The sequence below is a fragment of the Rhodobacter lacus genome, from assembly GCF_042683065.1.
In the GTDB taxonomy this organism is placed as follows: Bacteria; Pseudomonadota; Alphaproteobacteria; order Rhodobacterales; family Rhodobacteraceae; genus Rhodobacter; species Rhodobacter lacus.
This window is the reverse complement of record NZ_JBHUIX010000004.1, coordinates 236,301-256,817: the sequence shown is the minus strand read 5'-3', so window position 1 is coordinate 256,817 and position 20,517 is coordinate 236,301. Positions and strand designations below refer to the sequence as shown.

The window sequence follows — 20,517 nt, the reverse complement described above, 5'->3', positions numbered from 1 at the left end:
CCGGAGAGATCAATGCCCCGCCCTGCCTCTGCCCTAGTTGCCGTGCTGCTCGGCCTTGCCCTTTGGGCGCCCCTTCCCGGAAGGGCGTTCGAGAGCGGGTTGAAGTTGCTCGCCACCGGCACCGACAGCCGCGGCTGGGAGGCGGTGGGGCGGCTCGAGCTGGGCCATGACAGCTTTTGCACCGGCACGCTGATCGCCCCCGATCTGGTGCTGACGGCGGCGCATTGTCTTTATGACGCGGCGAGCGGGCAGATGATCGACGTCGCCGGGATCGAGTTTCGCGCGGGCTGGCGCAATGGCCGCGCGGTGGCCTATCGCCATGCGCGCCGTGCGCGCGCCCATCCTGATTACGTCTATCAGGGGCGCGCGCAATTTGACCGGGTCGCCTGGGATCTGGCGCTGGTCGAGCTTGACCAGCCGATCCGGCTGCCGCAGGTGCGCCCCTTTGCCATTGATGTCGCGCCGCAGGAGGGGGCAACCGTCGGGGTGGTGTCTTATGCCCATGACCGCGCCGAGGCGCCTGCGCTGCAAAGCATGTGCAATGTGCTCAAGCGCTCGGGCGAGGTGGTGTTGATGAATTGCGCCGCCGATTTTGGCGCCTCCGGCGCGCCGGTCTTTGCGATGCGCGGCGGGGTGCCCAAAATCGTCTCGGTGGTTTCGGCCAAGGCGGAGCTGCGCGGGGCGCCCGTTTCACTTGGCACGATGGTTGAAAAAGTCGCCGAGCTGCGCGCCGAGATGGAGACTGCAGGGCCCGGCACGCAAGAGATCCGCCGCGCGGGCGGGGCAAAATTCGTCCGCCCCTGACCCTGCGGCGATGGCCCTGAAATTTGAAGTTCGTCGCCGCGACAGGTCTTGAAACGCGCCCCGGCGCTTCCCAGATTTTTCTCACCGGGGTGCCACAGAGGGCCCCGGCGCAAATGGCCCGGCCCCGCACGGGGCGGGTCGTGATCTGGAACCTGACATCGCTCAAGAGAGGATGACCCCCATGCGTGCTTTCGACTTTTCGCCCCTCTACCGTGCCACCATCGGCTTCGACCGCGTTGCCGACATGATGGACCGTGTGCTTGCCACCGACATGACGCAGCCGAGCTATCCGCCCTACAATATCGAAAAGACCGATGAGAACGCCTATCGCATCACCATTGCCGTTGCGGGCTTCGGCTCGGATGAGCTGGCCGTCGAGCTGCGCGAGGGCGCGCTGATCGTTACGGGCCGCAAATCCGAAGAGGCCGATACGCGCGCCTACCTGCATCGCGGCATTGCCACCCGTGCCTTTGAGCGCCGCTTTGCGCTGGCCGACCACATGAAGGTCACGGGCGCGTCGCATACCGATGGCATGCTCAATATTGATCTCGTGCGCGAAGTGCCTGAAGCCCTGAAGCCGCGCCGGATCGAGATTGCCGGGCCCGCCAGCCCGCGCGTGAAAACGGTCGAAACCATTCCGGCCCCCGAGGCGCTTGACGCCTGATCGGGGAGCAACCTCCGCGTCTGGGGCGGCCTTCGGGCCGCCCCTTTCGTTTGGCCCCCTTCACGTGCTTCCTTCACATGCCCCCTTGCACGCGAAGGCCACCCAAGGCAGCGTGGCACGGCTGCGGGGAGGCGGCGGGTCGGGGAGGGCCGGAGTTTGTATCTGTCGATCGCATTTCTGGTGGCGGGCTATGTGCTCAGCCAATTTTATCGCGCCTGTCTGGCGGTGCTGACCCCGGTGTTGAAGGCCGAACTCGGCGCCAGCGCCGAAGATCTCGCCGTTTCGCTCGGGCTTTGGTATCTCGCCTTCGCGGTGATGCAGATCCCGGTGGGCGAGGCGCTCGACCGGATCGGGCCGCGCCGCACCGTGGGCGTTTTGCTCGCGCTGGGCGGCGGCGGCGGGGCTGCGGCCTTTGCCATGGCCTCGGGGCCGATGGGCATTCACCTTGCGATGGTGCTGATCGGCATCGGCTGCTCGCCGGTGCTGATGGGTTCTTACTACATCTTTGCGCGCAGTTTTGCGCCGGCCCTTTTCGGCACGCTCGCCGCCGCGGTGATCGGCGTGGGCTCGCTTGGCAACCTTGCCGGCGCCGCCCCCCTCGCCGCCGCGCTCGATGCGTTTGGCTGGCGCCCGACACTCTGGGCGCTCGCGGGGATCACCCTGGCGGTGGCGGCGGCGATTTTCATCTTCACCCGCGATCCCGAGCGCATCCTCTCCCGCTCCGGCCCGAAGGGCTCGGTGCTCGACATTTTCCGGCTGCCCGGGTTCTGGCTGATCTTGCCGCTGATCTTTGCCAATTACACCGCCGCCGCCGCAATTCGCGGGCTCTGGGCCGGGCCGTGGCTCAGCGCGCTCCATGGCGCGGATGCGGCGCTGATCGGCACGGTGACGCTGGCAATGGGCGTTGCGATGGTGCTTGGCAATTTCGCCTATGGCCCGGCAGACAAGCTTTTGGGCAGCCACAAGCGTGTGGCGCTTTTGGGCAATACCGTGCTGTGCGTGGCGCTGGGCGCGCTTGCCCTCGCCCCCGATGCGGGGCTGGGGCAGGCAACGGCGCTTCTGGCTGCCGTGGGCTTTTTCGGCGCCTCTTTCCCGGTCCTGATGGCGCATGGTCGCGCCTTTTTGCCGCCGCATCTTGTGGGCCGCGGTGTCACCGCGCTCAACCTTGTCTCCATCGCGGGGGCCGGGATCGGGCTTTTCCTCTCCCGCCCGGTCTTTGCCATGGCCTCGGAGGCGGGCGATCCGGTCGCCGCTTTCCGCGCGCTTTTCCTGTTTTTCCTCGCGCCGGTGGTGGGGGGGCTCGTGGTCTATCTCTTCGCCCGCGACAGCCGCGACCTCCTGCGCTGAGCCGCGCGATTTATGCATCACATGGGCGAAATTGGTGCGAATCCCTTTCCAAATCGCGCCATTTCCGTTAGGGGGCAGCGTTCTTTCGAGAAGGAGGCCTAGATGGGCTACAAGGTCGTCGTCGTCGGTGCCACGGGCAACGTTGGCAAGGAAATGCTGAACATTCTCGCCGAGCGCGAGTTTCCGGTCGATGAAATCGCGGCGCTCGCGTCGCGCAAGTCGCTCGGCACGGAAGTCAGCTTCGGCGACCGAACTTTGAAGACCCAGGATCTGGAGCAGTTCGATTTCACCGGCTGGGACATCGCGCTCTTCGCGATCGGCTCGGATGCGACCAAGGTCTATGCGCCGAAGGCGGCATCGCAGGGCTGCGTGGTGATCGACAACTCCTCGCTCTATCGCTACGACCCGGAGATCCCGCTGATCGTGCCGGAAGTGAACGCCGACGATATCGTGCGCTACAAGAACAAGAACATCATCGCGAACCCGAACTGCTCGACCGCGCAGATGGTGGTGGCGCTCAAGCCGCTGCATGACCGCGCCAAGATCAAGCGCGTGGTGGTGGCGACCTATCAATCCGTTTCCGGCACCGGCAAGGAAGCGATCGACGAGCTTTGGGAACAAACCAAGGGCATCTACGTGCCCGGGCAGGAAGTTGCGCCCAAGGTCTACCCGAAACAGATCGCTTTCAACGTGATCCCGCATATCGACGTGTTCCTCGACAGCGGCGAGACCAAGGAAGAGTGGAAGATGGTCGCGGAGACGAAAAAGATCGTCGATCCGTCGATCAAGGTCACTGCCACTTGCGTGCGGGTGCCGGTGTTCGTGGGCCATTCCGAAGCGATCAACATCGAGTTCGAGGACTTCCTCGACTGGGAAGAAGCGACCGAGATCCTGCGCGAGGCGCCCGGTGTGATGGTCGTCGATAAACGCGAGGCGGGGGGCTACATCACGCCGATCGAATGCGTCGGCGAATATGCCACCTATGTCTCGCGGATCCGCCAAGACAGCACGATCGAGAACGGGCTGAACATCTGGTGCGTGTCGGACAACCTGCGCAAGGGCGCGGCGCTCAACGCGGTGCAGATCGCGGAAGTGCTGGGGCAGCGCTGCCTGAAAAAAGGCTGAGCGAGCCCGCCAGGGTGAACAGGCGAGGGCGCCCGTCGGGCGCCCTCTTGCTTTTCCGGACCTGCCGGAAGAACCTGCGAACGATCGTTTCTGGGAGGATGAGATGCGTAGACGGACCCACCTGTGCGCCCTGTTGCTGGCCTGTGCCCCCGCGGCGCTTCTGGCGGGCCCCGCCATCGCCGAACCGGCTGAAATTGCTGCCGTTCTGCAAGCTGTCACGCTCTTTCCGCAAGGGGCGCAAGTGACCCGGACGCTCACCGTTCCGGCCGGGACGACAGAGATTTTGGTGCCGAATCTGCCGGACCACACCGATCCGGCGACGCTGCGCGTGGCCGGGGCCGCGGGGGTCACTGTGGGGGCGGTGCGCCTGATCGATGCCCGCCAGCCGGTCAATGCGGTGGGCGAGCCGCCAGAGCTGCAGGCGGCGCGCCGCGCGTTGCAAGTGGCCCGCGAGACGCTTGAGGCCAAGGAAGACGCGGTGGCGATGCTCAATGCGCGCGTTGCGGCCGCCGTGGCGCAGGGAGACTTTTTGCGCGGGCTCGACACCGCCAACACCACCCCCGAAGACGTCGGCGTGCTCGCGCGTGCGGTGGCCGAAGGGGTGCAGATGGCCGAACAGGCGCGGATCAGTGCCGTGGCCGAGGTGCGGCGCGCCGAGGCGGCGCTCGAACCCGAGCGCGAGGCGTTGGAGCGGGCCCGGCAGGCGCTTGAGGCGCTCGAAAACCCGAGCGAGGGCAGCGATTCGCTTTTGCTGACCGTCGCGGGGGCGGGGGTGATCACCGTCACCACCTTCGCCGAGGATGCCGGCTGGGCGCCAAGCTACGATCTCCGGCTCGACAGCGCGGCGCGCCGGCTCACATTCGAGCGTTATGTCTCGGTGCATCAGGCCTCGGGCGAGGATTGGGGGGCGGTGAAGCTCACCCTCTCCACCGCGCGCCCCTCGGAGCGGGCCGAGCCCACCGAGCTTTGGCCCGATCTGCGCCGGATCGGCCCGCCGCTGGTTGCGCTTGCGGCCAAAGAGGGGGCGGAGATGCGCCTTGACGCGCCCGTGGCGGAGCCCGCGCCGATGGTGATCGCCGAGCGGATGGTGCCCGAGATGCAGGGCGAGACCCTGACCTACAGCTACCCCGATACCGTCGACATTCGTGCCGGGGTCGAGGATCTGCGGCTCCGGCTCGACCGGCTGGAGCGGCCGGTGGAGCTGCGCGCCGAGGCGGTGCCGATGTTTGACGATACCGCCTTTCGCGTGGCCGAAGGGGTGAACGGCGCCGAGCCGATCTTGCCCGGTGAGGCGGTGCTCTGGCTTGACGGCGCACTGGTAGGCGCAACCCAGATGCCCTTTACCGCCGCGGGCGACAAGCTGCGGCTCGGTTTTGGCGCGATCGACGGGATAAGGTTGAAACGGGTGATCCCGCAGGCCAGCGAGGGCGACCGCGGGCTGATCTCCAAATCGAACGAGCGGTCCGAAGAGGTGAAGATCAGCGTTGAAAACCTGACCGACAAGGCCTGGCCGGTGCGGTTGATCGACCGCGTGCCCTATGCCGAGCAGGACGATCTGAAAATCACCCATTCGGCCACGCCCGCCGAGACCACGGCGGATTGGCATGACAAGCGCGGCGTGCTGGCCTGGGAGTTCAGCCTTGCGCCGGGGGCGGTGCAGCAGGTGACGCTTGACACCACGATGCGCTGGCCCGCCGATCAGGAGTTGCGCTGAAGGTAGCAAAACACCGGCAAGTTGCGTGAAACGCCCGCCTTGGCTATCCTGATGCAGCCGGTGTCTTGTCACAACATGCAAGACCTGGCCGAACGGCCCGCGGTGCCCCGGCGGGAACGTGAATTCGGGGCTATTGAAAGGTTAGCTCATGTATTCCGTTATCGACAAGCAAACCGACAGCCGCTCCTACGGGTGGTTAGGCGTCGAAAAAAGCGATATTACGCTGACGCTCGTGGAAATGGCCCCGGATCAGTTCGGCATCAATTTTGATGCGAGCTGGAAGGGGCTTGTTTCCGGGCATGCCACGGATGGTCCGTTTCAGGTGAAGGGCAATCAGGACACGATCGTGCATCAGAATCCGACGATCCGGGTCGAGATTTCCGACTGGTCGGTCGACCAGGCGAGCCGGCGGATTTCTGGCCATTATCGGATCCATGTGGATCTTTCTGCCTACAAGCTCGGCACGGTTCTGGTCTACGAAAAGGTGCTTGCGGGCAATTTTGGCGCGCAGAGCCCATCGCAGATGATGGAGGCTTTCGCGCGCGCCCTCGAAACCGCCTGACGTCGGGGCCCGAAATCCCGACGGGGTTTCGGGCTTCACTTCTTGCGCGGCGCGGGCACTTCGGGCAGCGGCGGATAGGACAGCGGCTTTTTGAACCGCTGCAGCATCTGCCGCAGATTGCCGAAGGCCAAGGGGGCGTCCTCCTGCGCGCCGGGTTTGCGCGCGCGTTTGCGCTTGCCCTCTTTCAATGCGGCGATCTTCTGCGCCGTGGAGGGATAAGGCATCTGAACGCGGACATTCTGCGCCGCGTTCAGATCCTGGCCCCGAGGTTCGCGGGGCCGCATGACGCCGCCATTCTGGCGGTGTGGCGGAGTGCCTTCAGGCAGCCCGCCCCGGTCGTCGCCCCAAGCTCGATTGGCTCACCCCGCTAGCGACAAGCCCCGCTTTGCGGGAGAGTGCGCCGGGGAAGGGGGCGCGGAATTGCAACATCAGTTCAGCCAGCGACTGGCCGATTTCTTCGATCCAGAGCACGAAATGGTCGGAGGGCCATTCATGCAGGCCGAGCCGCTCCCCATCAAGGCGCAGAACAAAACCGCTCTTGCGCAGCTTGGCTTGCAGGTCGAGCCATCCCTGGGCGTTTTCGAAGGCCGCGGAGATCACGGCCATCTGGCTTTTCTGGACCACGCTCGGCACATCCTGCAACGCTTCGGAAAGCGCGCGGCGGATCAGCTCGGCGGGCGTTTCTTCATGCAACCTTGCCGCGGATTCGATCTTCGCGATGAGGTCGACGGGCAGGCGGAGAGTGACGAGTCGGTGTTGGGTCATGCACCCAATCTCGCCTGTTAAGCTTAAGAAGCGGTAAAGCGGTTAAGGCTTTTTCCGCCGCCTGTTCAGAGCACTTCGAAAATTTCGCTCTCCGGGTTGAACTGCCACAACAGCCCCTCGCCAATGTCGTTCCACAGCCCGTGCAGGCTCATGTCCCCCGCCGCCACAGCATCGCGCACGAAGGGGAAGGTGATCAGGTTCTCGAGGCTGATCACCACCGATTCCCGCTCCAGCGCGGTGACGCGATCGGGCTCGGGAATGTGCTGAACCCGCTCGAAGCCGGGGCGCAGGAGGCTCAGCCAGGTGCCGACAAACGAGGTTTTCTGTTCAAGCTCGGGCGCGTGGCCGGTGCACATCGCATGGCAGCCCGCAACGCCACCACATTGCGAATGGCCCAGCACGATCACATGCGCCACCTTGAGCGTGCTCACGGCATATTCGATCGCCGCCGAGGTGCCGTGGTGGTCGCCGTCGGGCGTATAGGGCGGCACGAGGTTGGCGATGTTGCGGTGGATGAAGAATTCGCCCTCGTCGGCGCCGAAGATCGAGGTCACATGCACGCGCGAGTCACAGCACGAGATCACCATCGCACGGGGGTGCTGCCCCTTCTCGGCGAGATGGCGATACCACGGGCGATTTTCGGTGTAAGCGGTGGCGCGCCAGCCCTGGTAGCGATTGACCAGGTAGGAGGGCAAGGGCCGCACATGATCCTTCATCGTCATCCCCTTTCGCATTTCGCCCTGAAATAGGCCGCAAGTGTCGAAAATGCGAGGGCTTTTTCGTCGCCTCTCAACCTTTTCTTGAAACTTGCCCGTCAATCTGGCGCTGGCCGTGGGGGCCGGGGACCAAATAATGCGGAGGCTCTGGGGTGAGCGCGATTGAGAATTTGCGGGTTGATGAGCCGGTGCGGCTCGACCCGGACCGTCTGGTGGTGATCTATGCAGAGCTGGGCGAGATCGGCGCCGAGCGGGTGATTGCCGCGACGATGGAAGATCTGGCGGTGCATCTGGTGGCGGCGCAACTCGCCGCGCGCGATGGCCAGCCCGATACGCTGGAGCGCGCGGTGCGCGAGATGGTTTCGCTTGCAACGCAGGTCGGCATGGTGCTGCTCACCCGGGTGGCGGAGGATCTGCTCGCCTGTATCGCGCGCGGCGATTTCGTGGCGCAGGCGGCGGTTCTGGCGCGGCTCGTGCGCATCGCGGAACGCTCGCTGACCGCGGTGTGGGATATTCAAGACATGCGGATCTGACCGGATCAGGGCTTGCGGGTGGCGGGCAGCGCGCTAGGCTGCGCGCAAAGACCCGGAGAGCCCGATGACTGATCTGTTTCGTTTCCGTTCCGAAATGCGTTTTGCCGACCCGGCTGCAGAGGCTTTGCCGCTCTGGCCGGTGGCCGCAGGCGCGGAGTTGCCCGCGGCACTGAGCCCGGCACAACGCGCCTTTGTGGCGGCGCAGGGGTTTTCCGGCGCATCCGGCAGCCTGTGCCTGCTTCCCGATGACACCGGTGCCCTTGCGGGTGCGCTGTTTGGCATGGGCACGGCGCAAAGCCGGGCGCGGATGCGGTTTACCCTCGCCGGCGCGGCGGCAAAATTGCCTGCAGGCGCGTGGCGGCTGGCCACCGATCTGCCCGAGGAGGATTGCGCGCGCGAGGCGCTGGGCTGGCTCCTTGAGGGCTACCGGTTTGAGACCTATGCGAGCAACAAGGCGCCTGCGGCGCGGCTTGTGGCGCCCGAGGGGGTTGAGGTGCGTCGCCTTGAGGTGATGGCCGAGGCCGAGGCGCTCGCGCGCGATCTGGTCAACACACCCGCGAATGACATGGGCCCGGAGGAGCTGGAGGCCGCGGTGCGGGCGCTCGGCGCGCGCCATGGTGCCGTGGTCAGCGCCATCGTTGGCGAGGATCTGCTGGCCGAGGGCTATCCGCTGATTCACGCGGTGGGCCGTGCGAGCCCGCGCGCGCCGCGGCTGATCGAACTGCGCTGGGGCGACGCGGGGCCAGAGGTGACGCTGGTCGGCAAGGGGGTCTGCTTTGACACGGGCGGGCTCGATCTCAAGCCGGCCGCCGGCATGGGGCTGATGAAGAAAGACATGGGCGGCGCGGCGAATGTGCTTGCCACCGCGCATATGATCATGGCGCTGGGCGCGCCGGTGCGGCTGCGCGTGCTGATCCCGGCGGTGGAAAATGCCGTCTCCGGCAATGCCTTCCGCCCGCAGGATATTCTCATTTCCCGCAAGGGGCTGAGCGTCGAGATCAACAACACCGATGCCGAGGGGCGGCTGGTGCTGGCCGATGCGCTTGCCGCCGCCGATGAAGAGGCGCCGGATCTGATCGTCTCGATGGCAACGCTCACGGGTGCCGCGCGGGTGGCGCTTGGCCCCGACCTGCCGCCGTTTTACACCGATGACGATGATCTGGCCGAGGCGCTTTCCGAGGCTGCGGAAGAGGGGGCCGACCCGCTCTGGCGGATGCCGTTCTGGGCGCCTTACGAGGCGCTGATCGAGCCGGGCATTGCCGATCTCGACAATGCGCCCTCGGGCGGCATGGCGGGCTCGATCACCGCGGCGCTCTTTTTGCGCCGCTTTGTCACCGAGACCGAGCGCTTCGCGCATTTTGACATTTACGCCTGGCAGCCGGTGGCGGCGCCGGGGCGGGCGAAGGGCGCGCTCGGGCAGGGGGGGCGGGCTGTGGCCGGCGCGCTCTCGAAGCTCTTCGCGCTATGAGCGACGCCCGGCTGACCCCGTTTTCGGGGAAAATCGCGCGCGAGACCCTGCGCGGGCAAGTTGCCGCCGCGGCCTATGTGCCGGGGGAGGGCGCGCGGGTGATCCGTGCCGTGGCCGATCTTTCCCTTGGCTTTGAGGGCGGGCGCGACCGGCAATTGATCTTTGGCGCCGATGTGGCGGTGATCGAGCGGCGGGGGCGGCGCGCCTTCGTGCAGGCGGATCTGGATGGCTATTGCGGCTGGGTTGATGCCGAAGCGCTTGGCCCGCCGCAGCTTGCAACCCATTGTGTTGCCTCGCGCGGCACCCATCTTTACCGCGAAGCCTCGATCAAGCGCGGCGAGATCTGCGCGCTGTCGATGGGGGCGCGGCTCACGGTGCTGCAGACCGAGGGAGAGCTTGCGCGCACGCCGGAGGGATATGTGCCCGCCACGCATCTGCGCGCGCTGGAGGCGCCGGAGCTCGACCCGGTTGCGGTGGCCGAACGGCTTTTGGGAACGCCCTATCTCTGGGGCGGCAACAGCGCTTTTGGCATTGATTGCTCGGGGCTTGTGCAGATGGCGCACACCGGCACTGGCCGCGCCTGCCCGGGCGACAGTGATCTGCAATGCGCGGCATTTGGCGCCTTTTTGCCCGAGGGGGCCCCGCTCCGGCGCGGGGATCTGTTGTTCTGGCCCGGCCATATCGCCATGGCGATGAGCGCCGATGAGATGATTCACGCGACCGGCCATACCATGCGGGTGCTGTGCGAGCCGATCGGCGCAGCCCGCGCGCGGATCGAGGCCTCGGGCAAGGTGCCGTATCTTGGCGCGAAACGGCCCGGTTAATCGACGGCGCGAATGAGCTTGCGCTCGATCACCCGCAACACGGGGGCAAGCTCATGGCCGCGCTTGAGGATCTGCCCCTCCGGGCCGATCAGCGCATATTGCCCCTGCTTGTTGCGCAGGGCGGGGCGCTTTTCGATCCGGTAGAGGGGCGTTTCGGCGGTGCGCCGGAAGATGGCGAACACGGCATGGTCGCGCAGAAAACTCATCGCGTAGTCGCGCGCCTCGGTCATTGCCACCATGCGCCCGTAGACCGCGAGGATCGCGCCCAGCTCAATGCGGTCAAAGGCCACCTGCGGGGCGGCAGGGGGGAGCGGGATCGGGGGCGGCGGCTGCAGTGTCATGACAGAAGGGTGACATTGCCGGGCGCGCAAATCAATGCCTGCCGAAATGCGCCCGAAGGCGGTGCGGGCCGCAGTTTACCTTGCCCGGGAATTGCCCGAAATATGTCGGCAAAATACCTTGCTGGCTGCCCAGTTGCGCCCGCTTTGCGGGCGAAAAGGAGAACAGCGGGAAACGCTAAAGCCCCGGAGGGCGGTCAACAGCCCCCACCCAGTTCGCTCTTCGGGGCGGCTTCCGCGAGATAGAGGCCCCGCCCGCAAGGGCGGGGTTTTCCTTTTCGTGATCATGTGGGCCCGCCCGGATGCTTGCCAGCGGCGCGCCTTGCCCCCATCCTCCGCGCAAAGGAGGCCCCGATGCAGCACCGTTCCCCCGTAGTTTTCTCTGTTCTCCTTGCCGTCGGGCTGACGGCAGGCCCGGCCATGGCCGAAGAGGCCAGGAACCCCGATGTGAAGGCCCGCATCGCGCTGATGCAGGATTTCAAGGCGCAGATGAAGGTTTTGGCAGAGGCCGCATCCGGCAAGACCAGCTTTGATGCTGATGAGGTCGCCGCGGCGATCACGGCCTTGCAGGCGGGCGCGGCCGATGTTGCGCCGCGGTTCCGCCCGCAGGCCGATGACCCCGCCTCCGAGGCGCTGCCCGAGATCTGGGCCGCGCCCTCCGAGTTTCGGCAAAAGACGAACCGGATGATCCGCGCGGCCGATGCGCTTGCGGGCACGAGCGCGGGGGCGCTCGCCAAAACCCTCGATCCGGTTCAGGCCGCGTGCAAGGATTGTCACGGCCGCTTCAAGATGTAAGGGGCCTCAGCCGCAGTCGATGTTGAAGATATTGCCTGCGGCATCAAGGCGGAACACGATCCGCTGCGGGTTGTAGATCTGCGGCTCGATGCCCCGCCATTCCACCACGTTGATCGGGCGCGTGATGCCGAGCGTCGGGATCACCGAAGCAGGCTGGCCGAGCGCCGAAGTGTAATCGGCGGCGTGGCAGGTGTCGGGCTCGCGCGCCTCAAGAGCGCCGTCTTGCGAGACGGCGGGGGTCATGTGCGGCACCGGCAGGGCCTGCGCGGGCATCTCCGGCTCGGGCGAGGCGCCACAGGCGCCAAGTGCAAGAAGGGCTGCGGTGAGCGGCAGCGGGGCGAAACGCGAAACAGTCAAAATCATGGTCGGGTCATCCGTCTGAGGGCCGGGGCATCAGGGCCGAGGCGGTCGGTGGGGGCATATATATCGCGCCGGCAAGGCATTGCAAAGCCACGGCTCGGTGAGCAGGTCACGGCCCGGCATGGGGCCCGAGATAGGCCGCAAGCGCGGGCGGCGGATCGGCCAGAAGCGCCGCGGTGGGGCGGGGCGGATGCGCGCGGCCCTCGGCCACAAGCACCGTCTCCGGGCAGAGCGCGAGCGCGTCAGAGGGATCGTGGCTCACCATGAGCACGGCGGTGCCCTGTTCGCGGGCGATCTCGGCCACAAGCGCCAGCATCTCGGCTTTCAGCGCCGGGCCAAGCGCGGCGAAGGGCTCGTCGAGCAGCAAGAGCGGCTTGGCGCGCAACAGGCAGCGCGCCAGGGCCACCCGCCCCTGCTGGCCGCCCGAAAGCGCCGCGGGTTTGCGCGCACCGAGCCCCGAAAGCCCGACCCGGTCCAGCGCCCGTTCGATCCGGGCGCGCTCCTGCGCGCTCAGTCGCGGGCGCGGCGAGATGCCGAGGCCGAGGTTTTGGGACACGCTCAGATGCGGAAACAGGTTTTGATCCTGAAACAGGATCGAGAGCGGGCGCTCACCGGGCGCGGCGGGCGTGATGTCTTCGCCCGCCCAGAGCACCCGGCCAGAATGCGGCGCCAGAAAGCCCGCAATCGTCGTGAGCAGCGTGGATTTGCCGGCCCCCGAGGGGCCGAGCACCGCCACCCGCGCGCCGGGCGCGATGCGGAAATCGGCCTCAAGTGCAAAATCATCCTGCGTGATCCGCAGTTTATCGAGGGTCAGCATGGGCTCCGATCCGGTCGAAGAGGGCATAAAGGCCAAAGGTCAGCGCCATCAGAAGGCAGGCGGCGCCAGCCGCCGCCTCCATCCTGTAGCTTCCCATCAGGCTGTAAAGGGCGAGCGGCAAGGTCTGGCTGCGGCCATCTGAAAAAAGCGTGATCGCGCCCAGATCGCCCATCGAAAAGGCAGCCGCGATTCCGGCGGAAAAGCCGATCGGGCGGGCGAGGCGCGGCAGGGTGAGCCGCCTGAGCCTTGGGAGGCCGGTGAGCCCGAGGCTGGCGGCGAGCCGGTCATAATCGGCTTGCAGGCTGCGCACCTCGGGCAGCAGGAGCCGCAAGGCGAAGGGCAGGGTCAGCGTGGCATTGACGAGCATCGTCACCGGCAGGGCGAGCGCGGTGGGGGCGATCCAGGGCCGCACCAGCAAAAAGAGCCCGGTGCCGAGCACAAGCGCCGAGGCGCTCATCGGCAGCATCGCCACGGGTTCGGCCCAGCGGGTGCGCGGGCTGGCGAGCGCGAGCGGGAGCGCGAGCAGGAGCGTGAGCAGGGTCGCGCCAAGCGCGACCGTGACCGAATTTGCCGCCGCCTGCCAGACCGAGGCGGGAAGGGCCGGAATTTCGGCGATGCCTTTCAGAGCGATCGCAAAAAGCGGGGCCAGCAGGAAGGCTCCGGCGAGGGCGAGCACGGCCCCGTCCTTGAGCCGGTGACGCCCCGCGGGGGCCAGCGCAACGGGGGCGGCGCGGTCAAGCCCGGCGCCAAAGGTGCTTGGCAGGGTCAGCCGCGAGGCCGCGCCGAGCGCGGCAAGTGCCAGCGCAATCTGCACCAAAGACAGCGTGGCCGCGCGCCCCATATCGGCATCAAAGCGGAAGGCCTGATAGATCGCCACCTCGAGTGTCGAGGCGCGAGGGCCGCCGCCAAGGGTGAGCGCCACAGCAAAAGAGCTGACACAGACAAGGAAAATCGCGAGAAAGGCGCCCGGCAGCACCGCGCGCAGCATCGGTCGTTCCAGATGGCGCGCCTGCGCGGCGGGGGGCAGACCGAGCGCGAGCGCGAGCCGGAGCCGTTCACCCGGGATCGCCTGCCAGCCCTGAAGCAGCATCCGCGCCGCCAGGGGCAGGTTGAGAAAGATATGGGCGACAACAACGCCCTGCGCCCCGTAAAGCGAGATCTCGGGCAGCCCGAGGCCGGCAAGCGCCCCGTTCACAAGGCCGCGCCTGCCGAGGATCGCCAAAAGGCCCATCACCGCCACGATGGTGGGCAATAAAAACGGCGCCCCCAAAAGCGCGATGAAGGCGCCGCGCCCCGGAAAGCGGCGGCGGTGCAAGGCGCGGGCGAGCGGGATCGCCAGCGCGCAACTGAGCACCGCGGAGAGCGCGGCCTGCCAAAGCGTGAAGATCAGCGCGTCAAGGTCGGAGGGTGTGAGTGCCGACAGCCCCCCGGCGCGAAAGATCACCGCGCCAAGGGGGGCAAGCACGAGGGCCGCAACAAGCGCTGCGGCCAGTGCTGCCGGGATCATTTGCCGAAATTCGCGCGCCATTCCTCAACTGCGGGGCCGCGCAAGGCCTCGGCCTCCGCCTCGGGGTAGAAATAGGAGGTCTGAGGCCGCGGCAGGGCGGCAAAGCCCTCAGGCAGGAAGCCCGGCTTTTCGATCACCGGATAAGACCAGTTCGCGGTTGCGATCATGCCCTGGAACGCGTCTGAGAGGATGTAATCCATGAAGGCTTGTGCGAGTTCGGGGTGTTTCGAGCCCTTCAATTGCGCGGCGAGTTCGGCATAGAAGTAATGCCCCTCGGGGAAGATCGCGGCGGCCTTGGTGTCATCGCCCTCGGCGATCAGGTGATAGGCGGGCGATGTGGTGAAGCTCAGCACCATATCGGCCTCGCCATCGGTGAAAAGCCCGTAGCTTTGCGACCAGTCCTGCGTCACGGTGAGCACCTTGGGGGCAAGCTTCGCCCAAGCCTCGCCCGCCTTGTCGCCATAGATATGCTTCACCCAGAGGAGCAGCGCGAGCCCCGAGGTCGAGGCGCGCGGATCCTGAATCGCGATCTTGAAGGCATCGGCGGGGGCGTCGAGCAGCTCGGCAAAGGACTGCGGCGGATTGGCAAGCCTGGTGCGATCATAGACGAAAGCGACTTCGGACCAGTCAAACGGCAGGAAGGTCTCGTCCTCCCATGTGACCGGCATGGTAAGGCGGGAAAGATCCTCGCCATGGGGCGCGAAAAGCCCGCTTGCACGCGCGCGCGCGGTGACATCGGTGTTGAGCCCGATCGCCACATCCGCCTCGGTCGTTGCGCCCTCAAGCAGCAGCCGCGGCAGCACATCGCCCGCAACGAAGCGCAGATCGCAGCCACATTGCGCCTCAAAGCCCGCCTCGATCGCCGGACCGGGCCCCCATTCGGAGGTGAAATAATCGGGCGCGTAGACGGTGAGCACGGGTTTGTCCGCGGCGAAAGCAGCATTCGCAGCGACAAGGCAACCCGCAAGCATCAGAGTTTTCTTCATCGTTCTCTCCAATGGCTTGACGAGCGGAGTCAGTCCGGGAGAGCCGGCACCTTCCCTCCGCCGGTCTTAACCGGTTCAGGTTCGACGGGTTCGCGCAAGCGCATCTCAGCCTTTCGGGCACCCCGAGGTGGAACCGGACCATAGGCAAAACGCGCCATCGCGCAAGAGAAAAGGTGATTTGCGCTCGATCACGGCGCGGGGGCGGCGGAGGTGCGAAGATGGGGCAAAGGGAGGGGACGATGCGTGTTGATCTGACGGTTTTCGCGCTGGTGCTGGCCGGGCTCGCGGCCTGTGCGCCGCTTGCGCAAGGCTTGCCGCCCGCCGCGCAGGATTATCAGGATTATTGCGCGGGCTGCCATGGCACGGGCGGGGAGCCCGGCCCGATTGCGCAGGAGCTGCACCTGCGCCCGGTTTCGCTCGCGGATCTGACAATGATGAATGACGGGAATTTTCCCGAGGCGCGGGTGATGTCGAAGATCGTCGGCCACAAGGCGCATGGCGAGTTGATCGGGGCCGAAGCGGGGAACATGCCGCCCTTCGCGCCGATGCTGGAGGGGCCGACGGTGCTTTACGACAGCGGCGACGGCGTGGAAACACCAACGCCACTGCGGCTGGTGCGGCTCATGGAATATGTCAGGGCGATGCAGCAGTAGGCGGGGGCAACCTGGCGCGGCGCCGGGGGCATGGGGCGGCGGGCATGGGCGGCCTTGGGTGGGCGCCGTTCAGGCCGGGCTTTGTAATTTTGTGAAAAGCAGGCACTGTGAAAAGCAGGCACTGGGCGCGCGGGAGAGCGCCGCGCCGCCCGCGTTTCGAGGGCTGAGAGAGACCGGAGACGGCGTCTTTTCCCTGCGTGATTTGGTCCTGTGCAAAGGCCGCTGAATTCTTCAGAAAATCGACAAAACCCTCTGGACAGCCCTCACGCCCTCGTCTACTAACCCCCCACCAAAAGCGGATTGGCGAGAGCCAAGATGCGGAGTGCCCAGATAGCTCAGTTGGTAGAGCAGCGGATTGAAAATCCGCGTGTCGCTGGTTCGATTCCGGCTCTGGGCACCACTTAATTCCCTGAAATAAAGTATTTTTCTATGAAGTGCTTCATCGCACTAGTGCGTCGCCCTCGTTCTGGGCTACATTTCGCGCACGCTTGGTGTGAAGTTTCAAGGTGGGGATTCTGTGCATGCGGTTGGCGGGTGAAGGCCGTAACCGTTCTCTGCAATCTGAGATGAAGCCCGCCAGCGACCGAATGCAGCACCGGAGAAGCTCATTGAGCTCACAGTCGCTAGCAAACGAAGTCTATCTGAAGGTCGATGAAGTTGCCGCGCGCTACGGCGTCTCCATTGACACGATTTATCGGTGGAAAAGAAACGGCGACTTTCCGAAAGCACGGAAAGTCGGTCCCGGCGTTACGCGCTGGCGACTGTCTGATCTGATCGAACATGAAGCGAATATGCAAGCGTGCTTCGCGACGCACCTGAACATCCCTCGTCGCGAATGATCACTCTGTGAGTGAGGGGCTTGCGCCCCTCCCCCGGGGAATGGCTGAGCTTTTCCGTTCCGACGCCTCATCCCGCGTCGAGCAGCGCACGCAGCGCACCCACCCGCGCCGGAGTGATTTCCGGGTCACGTCCCGCACTGATTACCCGGATGAACTCGATCCATGCCTTCTCGTTTTCGCTGAGCTGGTCCCATGGTCCCATTGGTCCCTGTGGCGTGATGAAGAGATTGGTCACTTGCCGAAGATCCCGCGCAATGTTGTCCGTCCCCGTGCCGTGATCCGCGGATCGCTGTTTCCCGACGCGTCGCGCAATTCATCGAGCCAGGCGCGCTCGCTCGCGGTGACAGGAGAACCGAAAATCTCGGTGATCGCCTTCGCCGCCGTCACACCCACCGACTGCTCAAGCGAGATCCGCATCAGATACGCCGGATCGACCTCGAGCGCTTTTGCCAGCGAGGGCACCCGGTCGAGTGGTAACTTGCTTTTGCCTGATTTCAGGATCGAGATGAAGTTCGCGTTGGGGAAGCCCGCCTCGGCGGCGATCTCGTTTTGGGTTTTGCGATGCGCTAATGCCTCGACGCGGTCGGCGATGAAGCGCGCGACTTCGGTGCTTTTGAAAGGGTTAGTCATGTTGTTCGTCTCGCTGTTGTTGCTGATGAGACGAGCGTAACCAAGCACGCTGATCACGTCGGGTGGGACTTGCGCGCGCGAAGACGGGAGCTGCGTATCGTAACCGAAGTCCTAGAAAAGGGGGCGCGGTGCGATGGGGATGCATCCGGTGCCAGCCACTTCGGGGCGCGCAAACCCTCCACTCCCGGTCGATATTGGTGGCACACCACTTTGCATCGCGACATTGGCCAAGTGCGGGCCAAACGTCAGCCTGCGCGCGCGGATCGTTTTCCCAAGCTCTTCGACACTGGAGATTGAGTGCGTGGAGGAGAGGTTGTGATGACATCAACGATCGTTCAAATTCCCTCTTGTGTGGGTTATTTCCCGCCCTCATATCAACGATCATTGAAATCGAGCGCAGGAGGGGGCGATAGCCCCTCAGACTCACGCAGCGAGTCACTGATGGCACCTGTGTGGGTGTCAGCTAGGGGTGGACTCGCGAGCGCTTCATGTCTGTCTGCCAGTGACTCGCTCCGGCGCTCTGGCGATGCATGGGCTCAAATCGCGACGAGACAGCGATTGCGCAGAGCTTCAATGTGTTTCCTGAGCCAGCACGGCGCAGGTTGTCGCGCCAATCGGGTGTGTAACCCTTCTCGTCGAGCCTGATCTCAGAATGTTTCGCAAAATAGGCCGTGCTCAGAGCGGTGATGGCGCGGGTGCGGATCGAAGAGAGCGGCATCGGTCGATGCCTGCCTTGCGTTGGGACGATCTACAAGTGGACAGCCTCAGTCCGGTTGACAAAAGGGTTGCATTCCGGTTGACAAAAGGTTGCCTTTTGGTTGACAAAATCGCCCCAAAGTTGACAAAGCATAACATCTTGGTTGACAAAATCCGTCAAAAAGACTGTTTTTGTCAACCTTGCGGATCTTTTGTCAACACTGAAATCCAATAAAATAAGGGCTTTTCGAAGCCGCGGTTGACAAAAACTCGGAAAAACCATTTTCCAGACCAAAGCGCGGACTTAAGGACGGCTCATCCCAAAACGAAATCCACACCGACCGGAACGAAATTCCCGAAAATTGGCCTCGCGCCGCCATGCTCACCGACGATCGCAGGATCGCGGATTTCGATCTGGAGTGGGTGGTCAGGCACGCGTTTCCTGCGCCGCGCGTGGTAATATGACTTTAGCTCATCAGCCAAACAGCTATTCAGCTAAATAGACAGCGCGGCGAAGGACAGCTTTTCCCTGGTTCGAGTGGAAATGCGCGCGGGGCGGTCACAGGCTGCGATCTTGCGCGGGTGCACCACGACCATGCGCGCGATCATGGATGCGACTCAGCGTGCGCGCCAGAGAGACTGGTGATGTGCCGGGCGTCGATCTGCGGTCGATGGTGGTGGTTTGCGAAACGAAGGAGCGGAGCTTTGACGGGCTCGGCGCGCTCGTTTGTGCCGCCAGTCCGCGCCCGAACCCTCCACTGTGGCAGGGCGCTCACTCGGGCAGCAGCACCTCGCAGGGTTCGATTAGGTTCGCGAAAACCTGGAACGCCAGCCGTAGCGAGGCTGTCGCGATAGGCGGTGAAGGTCGAAATCATTCGAGACCGAGGCGGCGCTCTTCGTCGTGCAGATCGGCGAGGGCCTTTGCCTGCGCATGTCGGCAGTCGCGCTCATACGTCACGAGATCGGCGAAACGAACGCGACGATGCGCGCCGACCTTGCGGTAGGGAAGCGCGCCAGCATCAAGCTGACGCACGAGAAACGGATGCGACACGTTGAGGAAATCGGCAGCTTGCTGCGTCGAAAGCTCCGCGTCATGCGGAATGAGCGAGATCGGGGTGCGGTTCGCCATCGCTTCGAGCACGGCATGAAACATCGCGACTGCCGAAGCCGGCAGCGGAACGACGATGTTGGTGTCGGGCTCGCCGATCGACACCTTGACCTCCGGGCTCATGCTCCGAAGGTTTTCATCAGCGCAGCCGTCACCGCAGCGGAGACCCCCATCAGCGCAGCCGCAGCGAGAGCAGGAAACAACAAGTCTGCGGGACTGATCTTGACCTCTTCACTCACGAGCTGTGCCAGCTTCCTGTGCGTCTCGATCGTGAGTTTTTCGATCTCGGCACGCATCATGTCGTCGGCGGTCTTTTGATCGAGCTCGGGCACGTCGTTCCCCTTCCTGGCGGATGTCTCGCTTTCACAGCATGGCGTGAATAGTCAAATTCACCAACGGAAAACGTAATGCTTGGTTCGTTTGTGGCGCGATACGCTCATCCGTGAACTGCCTGGCACAGTCTCACGGCTTTCGATGCTTCGTGATCCAGGGACGCAACAGGTCGAGCAAATCGGTGGTCACGGCGCGCGCCTCGTCATGCCCGAGGAAGGCGATCAGCGAGTCGATCTTGTGGCGGAAATCTCCAACCGTGCGGGCCGATTTGCCGTTCGCCAGATGATCGCGCTCCCAGAGCTTGAAGAGCGCGGTTACGCTCAGCTTCTCGGTCGGGGCGCTCGCGCCGGGTGTCACGGGCTGGACGGGCGGAAAACGGTTGGCGCTCGGGTCCGGGCTGTAGTCCCCCTCGGCCCGCTTCATCTGCTGCTCGACCACCTGCCGGATCGCCCGGTCGGTCTCTTGAATGAGCCGCTGGCGGCTGCTCGCGTCGGTGACGATGCCGCGTTCGAGAAGCAGAGTGTCAACGGTGGGGCCATACCAACGTTCCAAGCTCTCGGGCGTGGCGGCCGCGCGGTCCAGAAGCTTGAGCGCCTCGACCCAGATCCCCGGTTCGCCCGGCTCCAGCTCCATCGCCGCCATGTAGTCGCGATACAGCACCCCGGAGAGCGCGACGATCTGCTTGTGCGGCAGGGGCTCGGGGCGCTTGCGCAGCCGGTCCCAGATCAGCGCCTGTTTGCGCACCGCTTCGCTGTTGCGCTCCTTCGCCTCGGCCGGATCTTTCGTTCCGAGCGAGTGGCTGACCTCCCTGCGACCGAACACCGCGACCAGATCGGCGGGCGTTTTCTGGCGAAAATAGTAGACGCCGGACTTCGGATTCTTATGCGGACGGGCCATCTGCAAGACCATGGTGTAGAACCTCGGTGTAGAACC

The 20,517-nt window shown here is 65.1% G+C and carries 25 protein-coding genes, 1 tRNA gene and 1 riboswitch; of the genes, 13 read left to right on the top strand and 13 right to left on the bottom strand.

What is annotated here, in order from left to right; translation table 11 throughout:
• The first annotated feature begins 12 nt into the window (after positions 1-12).
• The 6 genes from ACFSM0_RS04720 (at position 13) to ACFSM0_RS04695 (ending at position 6,216) form a co-directional block, all read left to right on the top strand.
• Positions 13-804, top strand: coding sequence for a trypsin-like serine peptidase (locus tag ACFSM0_RS04720; protein WP_377387828.1), 792 nt, complete (start codon positions 13-15; stop codon positions 802-804).
• A gap of 181 nt (positions 805-985) precedes the next feature.
• A complete protein-coding gene (locus tag ACFSM0_RS04715) occupies positions 986-1,468 on the top strand; it encodes an Hsp20 family protein (protein ID WP_377387826.1) in 483 nt (160 codons plus the stop codon).
• 156 nt (positions 1,469-1,624) lie between these two features.
• Complete coding sequence (locus tag ACFSM0_RS04710; RefSeq protein WP_377387824.1) at positions 1,625-2,815, top strand: MFS transporter; 1,191 nt, start codon at positions 1,625-1,627, stop codon at positions 2,813-2,815.
• Between the two features lie 102 nt (positions 2,816-2,917).
• Positions 2,918-3,940, top strand: coding sequence for an aspartate-semialdehyde dehydrogenase (locus ACFSM0_RS04705; RefSeq protein ID WP_377387822.1), 1,023 nt, complete (start codon positions 2,918-2,920; stop codon positions 3,938-3,940).
• A gap of 103 nt (positions 3,941-4,043) precedes the next feature.
• Positions 4,044-5,654 carry a DUF4139 domain-containing protein gene (locus ACFSM0_RS04700; protein WP_377387820.1) on the top strand — a complete coding sequence of 537 codons (1,611 nt, stop codon included), beginning with the start codon at positions 4,044-4,046 and terminating at the stop codon, positions 5,652-5,654.
• Between the two features lie 148 nt (positions 5,655-5,802).
• On the top strand, positions 5,803-6,216 hold the full coding sequence (locus tag ACFSM0_RS04695; RefSeq protein WP_377387818.1) for a hypothetical protein: 414 nt from the start codon (positions 5,803-5,805) through the stop codon (positions 6,214-6,216).
• A 35-nt stretch (positions 6,217-6,251) separates the two neighbouring features.
• Here the strand turns inward: ACFSM0_RS04695 and ACFSM0_RS04690 are convergent, their stop codons facing one another.
• From ACFSM0_RS04690 to ACFSM0_RS04680, 3 genes are all read right to left on the bottom strand, one after another.
• Positions 6,252-6,500 (bottom strand): hypothetical protein, encoded by a 249-nt coding sequence (locus tag ACFSM0_RS04690; protein ID WP_377387816.1) that lies wholly within the window; start codon positions 6,498-6,500, stop codon positions 6,252-6,254.
• A 34-nt stretch (positions 6,501-6,534) separates the two neighbouring features.
• A complete protein-coding gene (locus tag ACFSM0_RS04685) occupies positions 6,535-6,981 on the bottom strand; it encodes a hypothetical protein (protein ID WP_377387814.1) in 447 nt (148 codons plus the stop codon).
• Positions 6,982-7,046: 65 nt separating this feature from the next.
• A complete protein-coding gene (locus ACFSM0_RS04680; RefSeq protein ID WP_377387812.1) occupies positions 7,047-7,697 on the bottom strand; it encodes a carbonic anhydrase in 651 nt (216 codons plus the stop codon).
• A 152-nt stretch (positions 7,698-7,849) separates the two neighbouring features.
• On the opposite strand from ACFSM0_RS04680, the gene ACFSM0_RS04675 reads away from it, so the two are divergent.
• From ACFSM0_RS04675 to ACFSM0_RS04665, 3 genes are all read left to right on the top strand, one after another.
• The gene (locus ACFSM0_RS04675; protein ID WP_377387810.1) at positions 7,850-8,230 is read left to right on the top strand and encodes a hypothetical protein; all 381 of its coding nucleotides are present in this window, start codon (positions 7,850-7,852) and stop codon (positions 8,228-8,230) included.
• 64 nt (positions 8,231-8,294) lie between these two features.
• Positions 8,295-9,698, top strand: coding sequence for a leucyl aminopeptidase family protein (locus ACFSM0_RS04670; protein ID WP_377387808.1), 1,404 nt, complete (start codon positions 8,295-8,297; stop codon positions 9,696-9,698).
• Entirely contained in the window at positions 9,695-10,522 is an 828-nt protein-coding gene (locus ACFSM0_RS04665) for a C40 family peptidase (RefSeq protein ID WP_377387806.1), read from the top strand. The genes ACFSM0_RS04670 and ACFSM0_RS04665 overlap by 4 nt, the downstream gene beginning before the upstream one ends.
• Here the strand turns inward: ACFSM0_RS04665 and ACFSM0_RS04660 are convergent.
• On the bottom strand, positions 10,519-10,863 hold the full coding sequence (locus ACFSM0_RS04660; protein ID WP_377387804.1) for a DUF2794 domain-containing protein: 345 nt from the start codon (positions 10,861-10,863) through the stop codon (positions 10,519-10,521). The two genes, ACFSM0_RS04665 and ACFSM0_RS04660, sit on opposite strands and share 4 nt — an antisense overlap.
• Before the next feature lie 351 nt (positions 10,864-11,214).
• Here ACFSM0_RS04660 and ACFSM0_RS04655 point away from each other — a divergent pair, with 351 nt between their 5' ends.
• Positions 11,215-11,655, top strand: coding sequence for a c-type cytochrome (locus ACFSM0_RS04655; RefSeq protein ID WP_377387802.1), 441 nt, complete (start codon positions 11,215-11,217; stop codon positions 11,653-11,655).
• Positions 11,656-11,661: 6 nt separating this feature from the next.
• On the opposite strand, the gene ACFSM0_RS04650 is transcribed toward ACFSM0_RS04655, so the two are convergent.
• The 4 genes from ACFSM0_RS04650 to ACFSM0_RS04635 all read right to left on the bottom strand — a co-directional run bounded on the left by ACFSM0_RS04650 (position 11,662) and on the right by ACFSM0_RS04635 (position 15,325).
• On the bottom strand, positions 11,662-12,018 hold the full coding sequence (locus tag ACFSM0_RS04650) for a hypothetical protein (protein WP_377387800.1): 357 nt from the start codon (positions 12,016-12,018) through the stop codon (positions 11,662-11,664).
• 106 nt (positions 12,019-12,124) lie between these two features.
• Positions 12,125-12,832 carry a thiamine ABC transporter ATP-binding protein gene (locus tag ACFSM0_RS04645; RefSeq protein ID WP_377387798.1) on the bottom strand — a complete coding sequence of 236 codons (708 nt, stop codon included), beginning with the start codon at positions 12,830-12,832 and terminating at the stop codon, positions 12,125-12,127.
• The gene (locus ACFSM0_RS04640; protein ID WP_377387796.1) at positions 12,816-14,360 is read right to left on the bottom strand and encodes an ABC transporter permease family protein; all 1,545 of its coding nucleotides are present in this window, start codon (positions 14,358-14,360) and stop codon (positions 12,816-12,818) included. The genes ACFSM0_RS04645 and ACFSM0_RS04640 overlap by 17 nt, the downstream gene beginning before the upstream one ends.
• The gene (locus ACFSM0_RS04635) at positions 14,336-15,325 is read right to left on the bottom strand and encodes a thiamine ABC transporter substrate-binding protein (protein WP_377387794.1); all 990 of its coding nucleotides are present in this window, start codon (positions 15,323-15,325) and stop codon (positions 14,336-14,338) included. The genes ACFSM0_RS04640 and ACFSM0_RS04635 overlap by 25 nt, the downstream gene beginning before the upstream one ends.
• Positions 15,326-15,360: 35 nt before the next feature.
• Positions 15,361-15,460: riboswitch (TPP riboswitch) on the bottom strand.
• A gap of 104 nt (positions 15,461-15,564) precedes the next feature.
• On the opposite strand from ACFSM0_RS04635, the gene ACFSM0_RS04630 reads away from it, so the two are divergent.
• The 3 genes from ACFSM0_RS04630 to ACFSM0_RS04620 all read left to right on the top strand — a co-directional run bounded on the left by ACFSM0_RS04630 (position 15,565) and on the right by ACFSM0_RS04620 (position 16,817).
• On the top strand, positions 15,565-15,978 hold the full coding sequence (locus ACFSM0_RS04630; RefSeq protein ID WP_377387792.1) for a c-type cytochrome: 414 nt from the start codon (positions 15,565-15,567) through the stop codon (positions 15,976-15,978).
• Positions 15,979-16,302: 324 nt separating this feature from the next.
• Positions 16,303-16,378, top strand: a tRNA-Phe gene (locus ACFSM0_RS04625).
• 121 nt (positions 16,379-16,499) lie between these two features.
• A complete protein-coding gene (locus ACFSM0_RS04620; RefSeq protein WP_377387790.1) occupies positions 16,500-16,817 on the top strand; it encodes a helix-turn-helix transcriptional regulator in 318 nt (105 codons plus the stop codon).
• A 67-nt stretch (positions 16,818-16,884) separates the two neighbouring features.
• Here the strand turns inward: ACFSM0_RS04620 and ACFSM0_RS04615 are convergent, their stop codons facing one another.
• The 5 genes from ACFSM0_RS04615 to ACFSM0_RS04595 form a co-directional block, all read right to left on the bottom strand.
• The gene (locus ACFSM0_RS04615; RefSeq protein WP_377387788.1) at positions 16,885-17,052 is read right to left on the bottom strand and encodes a hypothetical protein; all 168 of its coding nucleotides are present in this window, start codon (positions 17,050-17,052) and stop codon (positions 16,885-16,887) included.
• Entirely contained in the window at positions 17,049-17,495 is a 447-nt protein-coding gene (locus ACFSM0_RS04610) for a helix-turn-helix domain-containing protein (protein ID WP_377387786.1), read from the bottom strand. Before ACFSM0_RS04610 ends, ACFSM0_RS04615 begins: the two co-directional genes overlap by 4 nt.
• A 1,519-nt stretch (positions 17,496-19,014) precedes the next feature.
• Positions 19,015-19,356, bottom strand: coding sequence for a helix-turn-helix domain-containing protein (locus ACFSM0_RS04605; protein WP_377387784.1), 342 nt, complete (start codon positions 19,354-19,356; stop codon positions 19,015-19,017).
• 14 nt (positions 19,357-19,370) lie between these two features.
• Positions 19,371-19,583, bottom strand: a complete 213-nt coding sequence (locus tag ACFSM0_RS04600; RefSeq protein WP_377387782.1) for a hypothetical protein — start codon at positions 19,581-19,583, stop codon at positions 19,371-19,373.
• A gap of 130 nt (positions 19,584-19,713) precedes the next feature.
• A complete protein-coding gene (locus tag ACFSM0_RS04595) occupies positions 19,714-20,481 on the bottom strand; it encodes a DUF6538 domain-containing protein (protein WP_377387780.1) in 768 nt (255 codons plus the stop codon).
• Positions 20,482-20,517 lie beyond the last annotated feature (36 nt).

What these genes read in the sequence shown, in the direction of transcription:
- ACFSM0_RS04720 (WP_377387828.1), top strand. Translation starts at nt 13, where the DNA reads ATGCCCCGCCCTGCCTCTGCCCTAGTTGCCGTGCTGCTCGGCCTTGCC.
- ACFSM0_RS04715 (WP_377387826.1), top strand. Translation starts at nt 986, where the DNA reads ATGCGTGCTTTCGACTTTTCGCCCCTCTACCGTGCCACCATCGGCTTC.
- ACFSM0_RS04705 (WP_377387822.1), top strand. Translation starts at nt 2,918, where the DNA reads ATGGGCTACAAGGTCGTCGTCGTCGGTGCCACGGGCAACGTTGGCAAG.
- ACFSM0_RS04700 (WP_377387820.1), top strand. Translation starts at nt 4,044, where the DNA reads ATGCGTAGACGGACCCACCTGTGCGCCCTGTTGCTGGCCTGTGCCCCC.
- ACFSM0_RS04695 (WP_377387818.1), top strand. Translation starts at nt 5,803, where the DNA reads ATGTATTCCGTTATCGACAAGCAAACCGACAGCCGCTCCTACGGGTGG.
- ACFSM0_RS04690 (WP_377387816.1), bottom strand. Translation starts at nt 6,500, where the DNA reads ATGCGGCCCCGCGAACCTCGGGGCCAGGATCTGAACGCGGCGCAGAAT.
- ACFSM0_RS04685 (WP_377387814.1), bottom strand. Translation starts at nt 6,981, where the DNA reads ATGACCCAACACCGACTCGTCACTCTCCGCCTGCCCGTCGACCTCATC.
- ACFSM0_RS04680 (WP_377387812.1), bottom strand. Translation starts at nt 7,697, where the DNA reads ATGAAGGATCATGTGCGGCCCTTGCCCTCCTACCTGGTCAATCGCTAC.
- ACFSM0_RS04670 (WP_377387808.1), top strand. Translation starts at nt 8,295, where the DNA reads ATGACTGATCTGTTTCGTTTCCGTTCCGAAATGCGTTTTGCCGACCCG.
- ACFSM0_RS04665 (WP_377387806.1), top strand. Translation starts at nt 9,695, where the DNA reads ATGAGCGACGCCCGGCTGACCCCGTTTTCGGGGAAAATCGCGCGCGAG.
- ACFSM0_RS04660 (WP_377387804.1), bottom strand. Translation starts at nt 10,863, where the DNA reads ATGACACTGCAGCCGCCGCCCCCGATCCCGCTCCCCCCTGCCGCCCCG.
- ACFSM0_RS04655 (WP_377387802.1), top strand. Translation starts at nt 11,215, where the DNA reads ATGCAGCACCGTTCCCCCGTAGTTTTCTCTGTTCTCCTTGCCGTCGGG.
- ACFSM0_RS04650 (WP_377387800.1), bottom strand. Translation starts at nt 12,018, where the DNA reads ATGATTTTGACTGTTTCGCGTTTCGCCCCGCTGCCGCTCACCGCAGCC.
- ACFSM0_RS04645 (WP_377387798.1), bottom strand. Translation starts at nt 12,832, where the DNA reads ATGCTGACCCTCGATAAACTGCGGATCACGCAGGATGATTTTGCACTT.
- ACFSM0_RS04640 (WP_377387796.1), bottom strand. Translation starts at nt 14,360, where the DNA reads ATGGCGCGCGAATTTCGGCAAATGATCCCGGCAGCACTGGCCGCAGCG.
- ACFSM0_RS04635 (WP_377387794.1), bottom strand. Translation starts at nt 15,325, where the DNA reads ATGAAGAAAACTCTGATGCTTGCGGGTTGCCTTGTCGCTGCGAATGCT.
- ACFSM0_RS04630 (WP_377387792.1), top strand. Translation starts at nt 15,565, where the DNA reads ATGCGTGTTGATCTGACGGTTTTCGCGCTGGTGCTGGCCGGGCTCGCG.
- ACFSM0_RS04620 (WP_377387790.1), top strand. Translation starts at nt 16,500, where the DNA reads ATGCGGTTGGCGGGTGAAGGCCGTAACCGTTCTCTGCAATCTGAGATG.
- ACFSM0_RS04595 (WP_377387780.1), bottom strand. Translation starts at nt 20,481, where the DNA reads ATGGCCCGTCCGCATAAGAATCCGAAGTCCGGCGTCTACTATTTTCGC.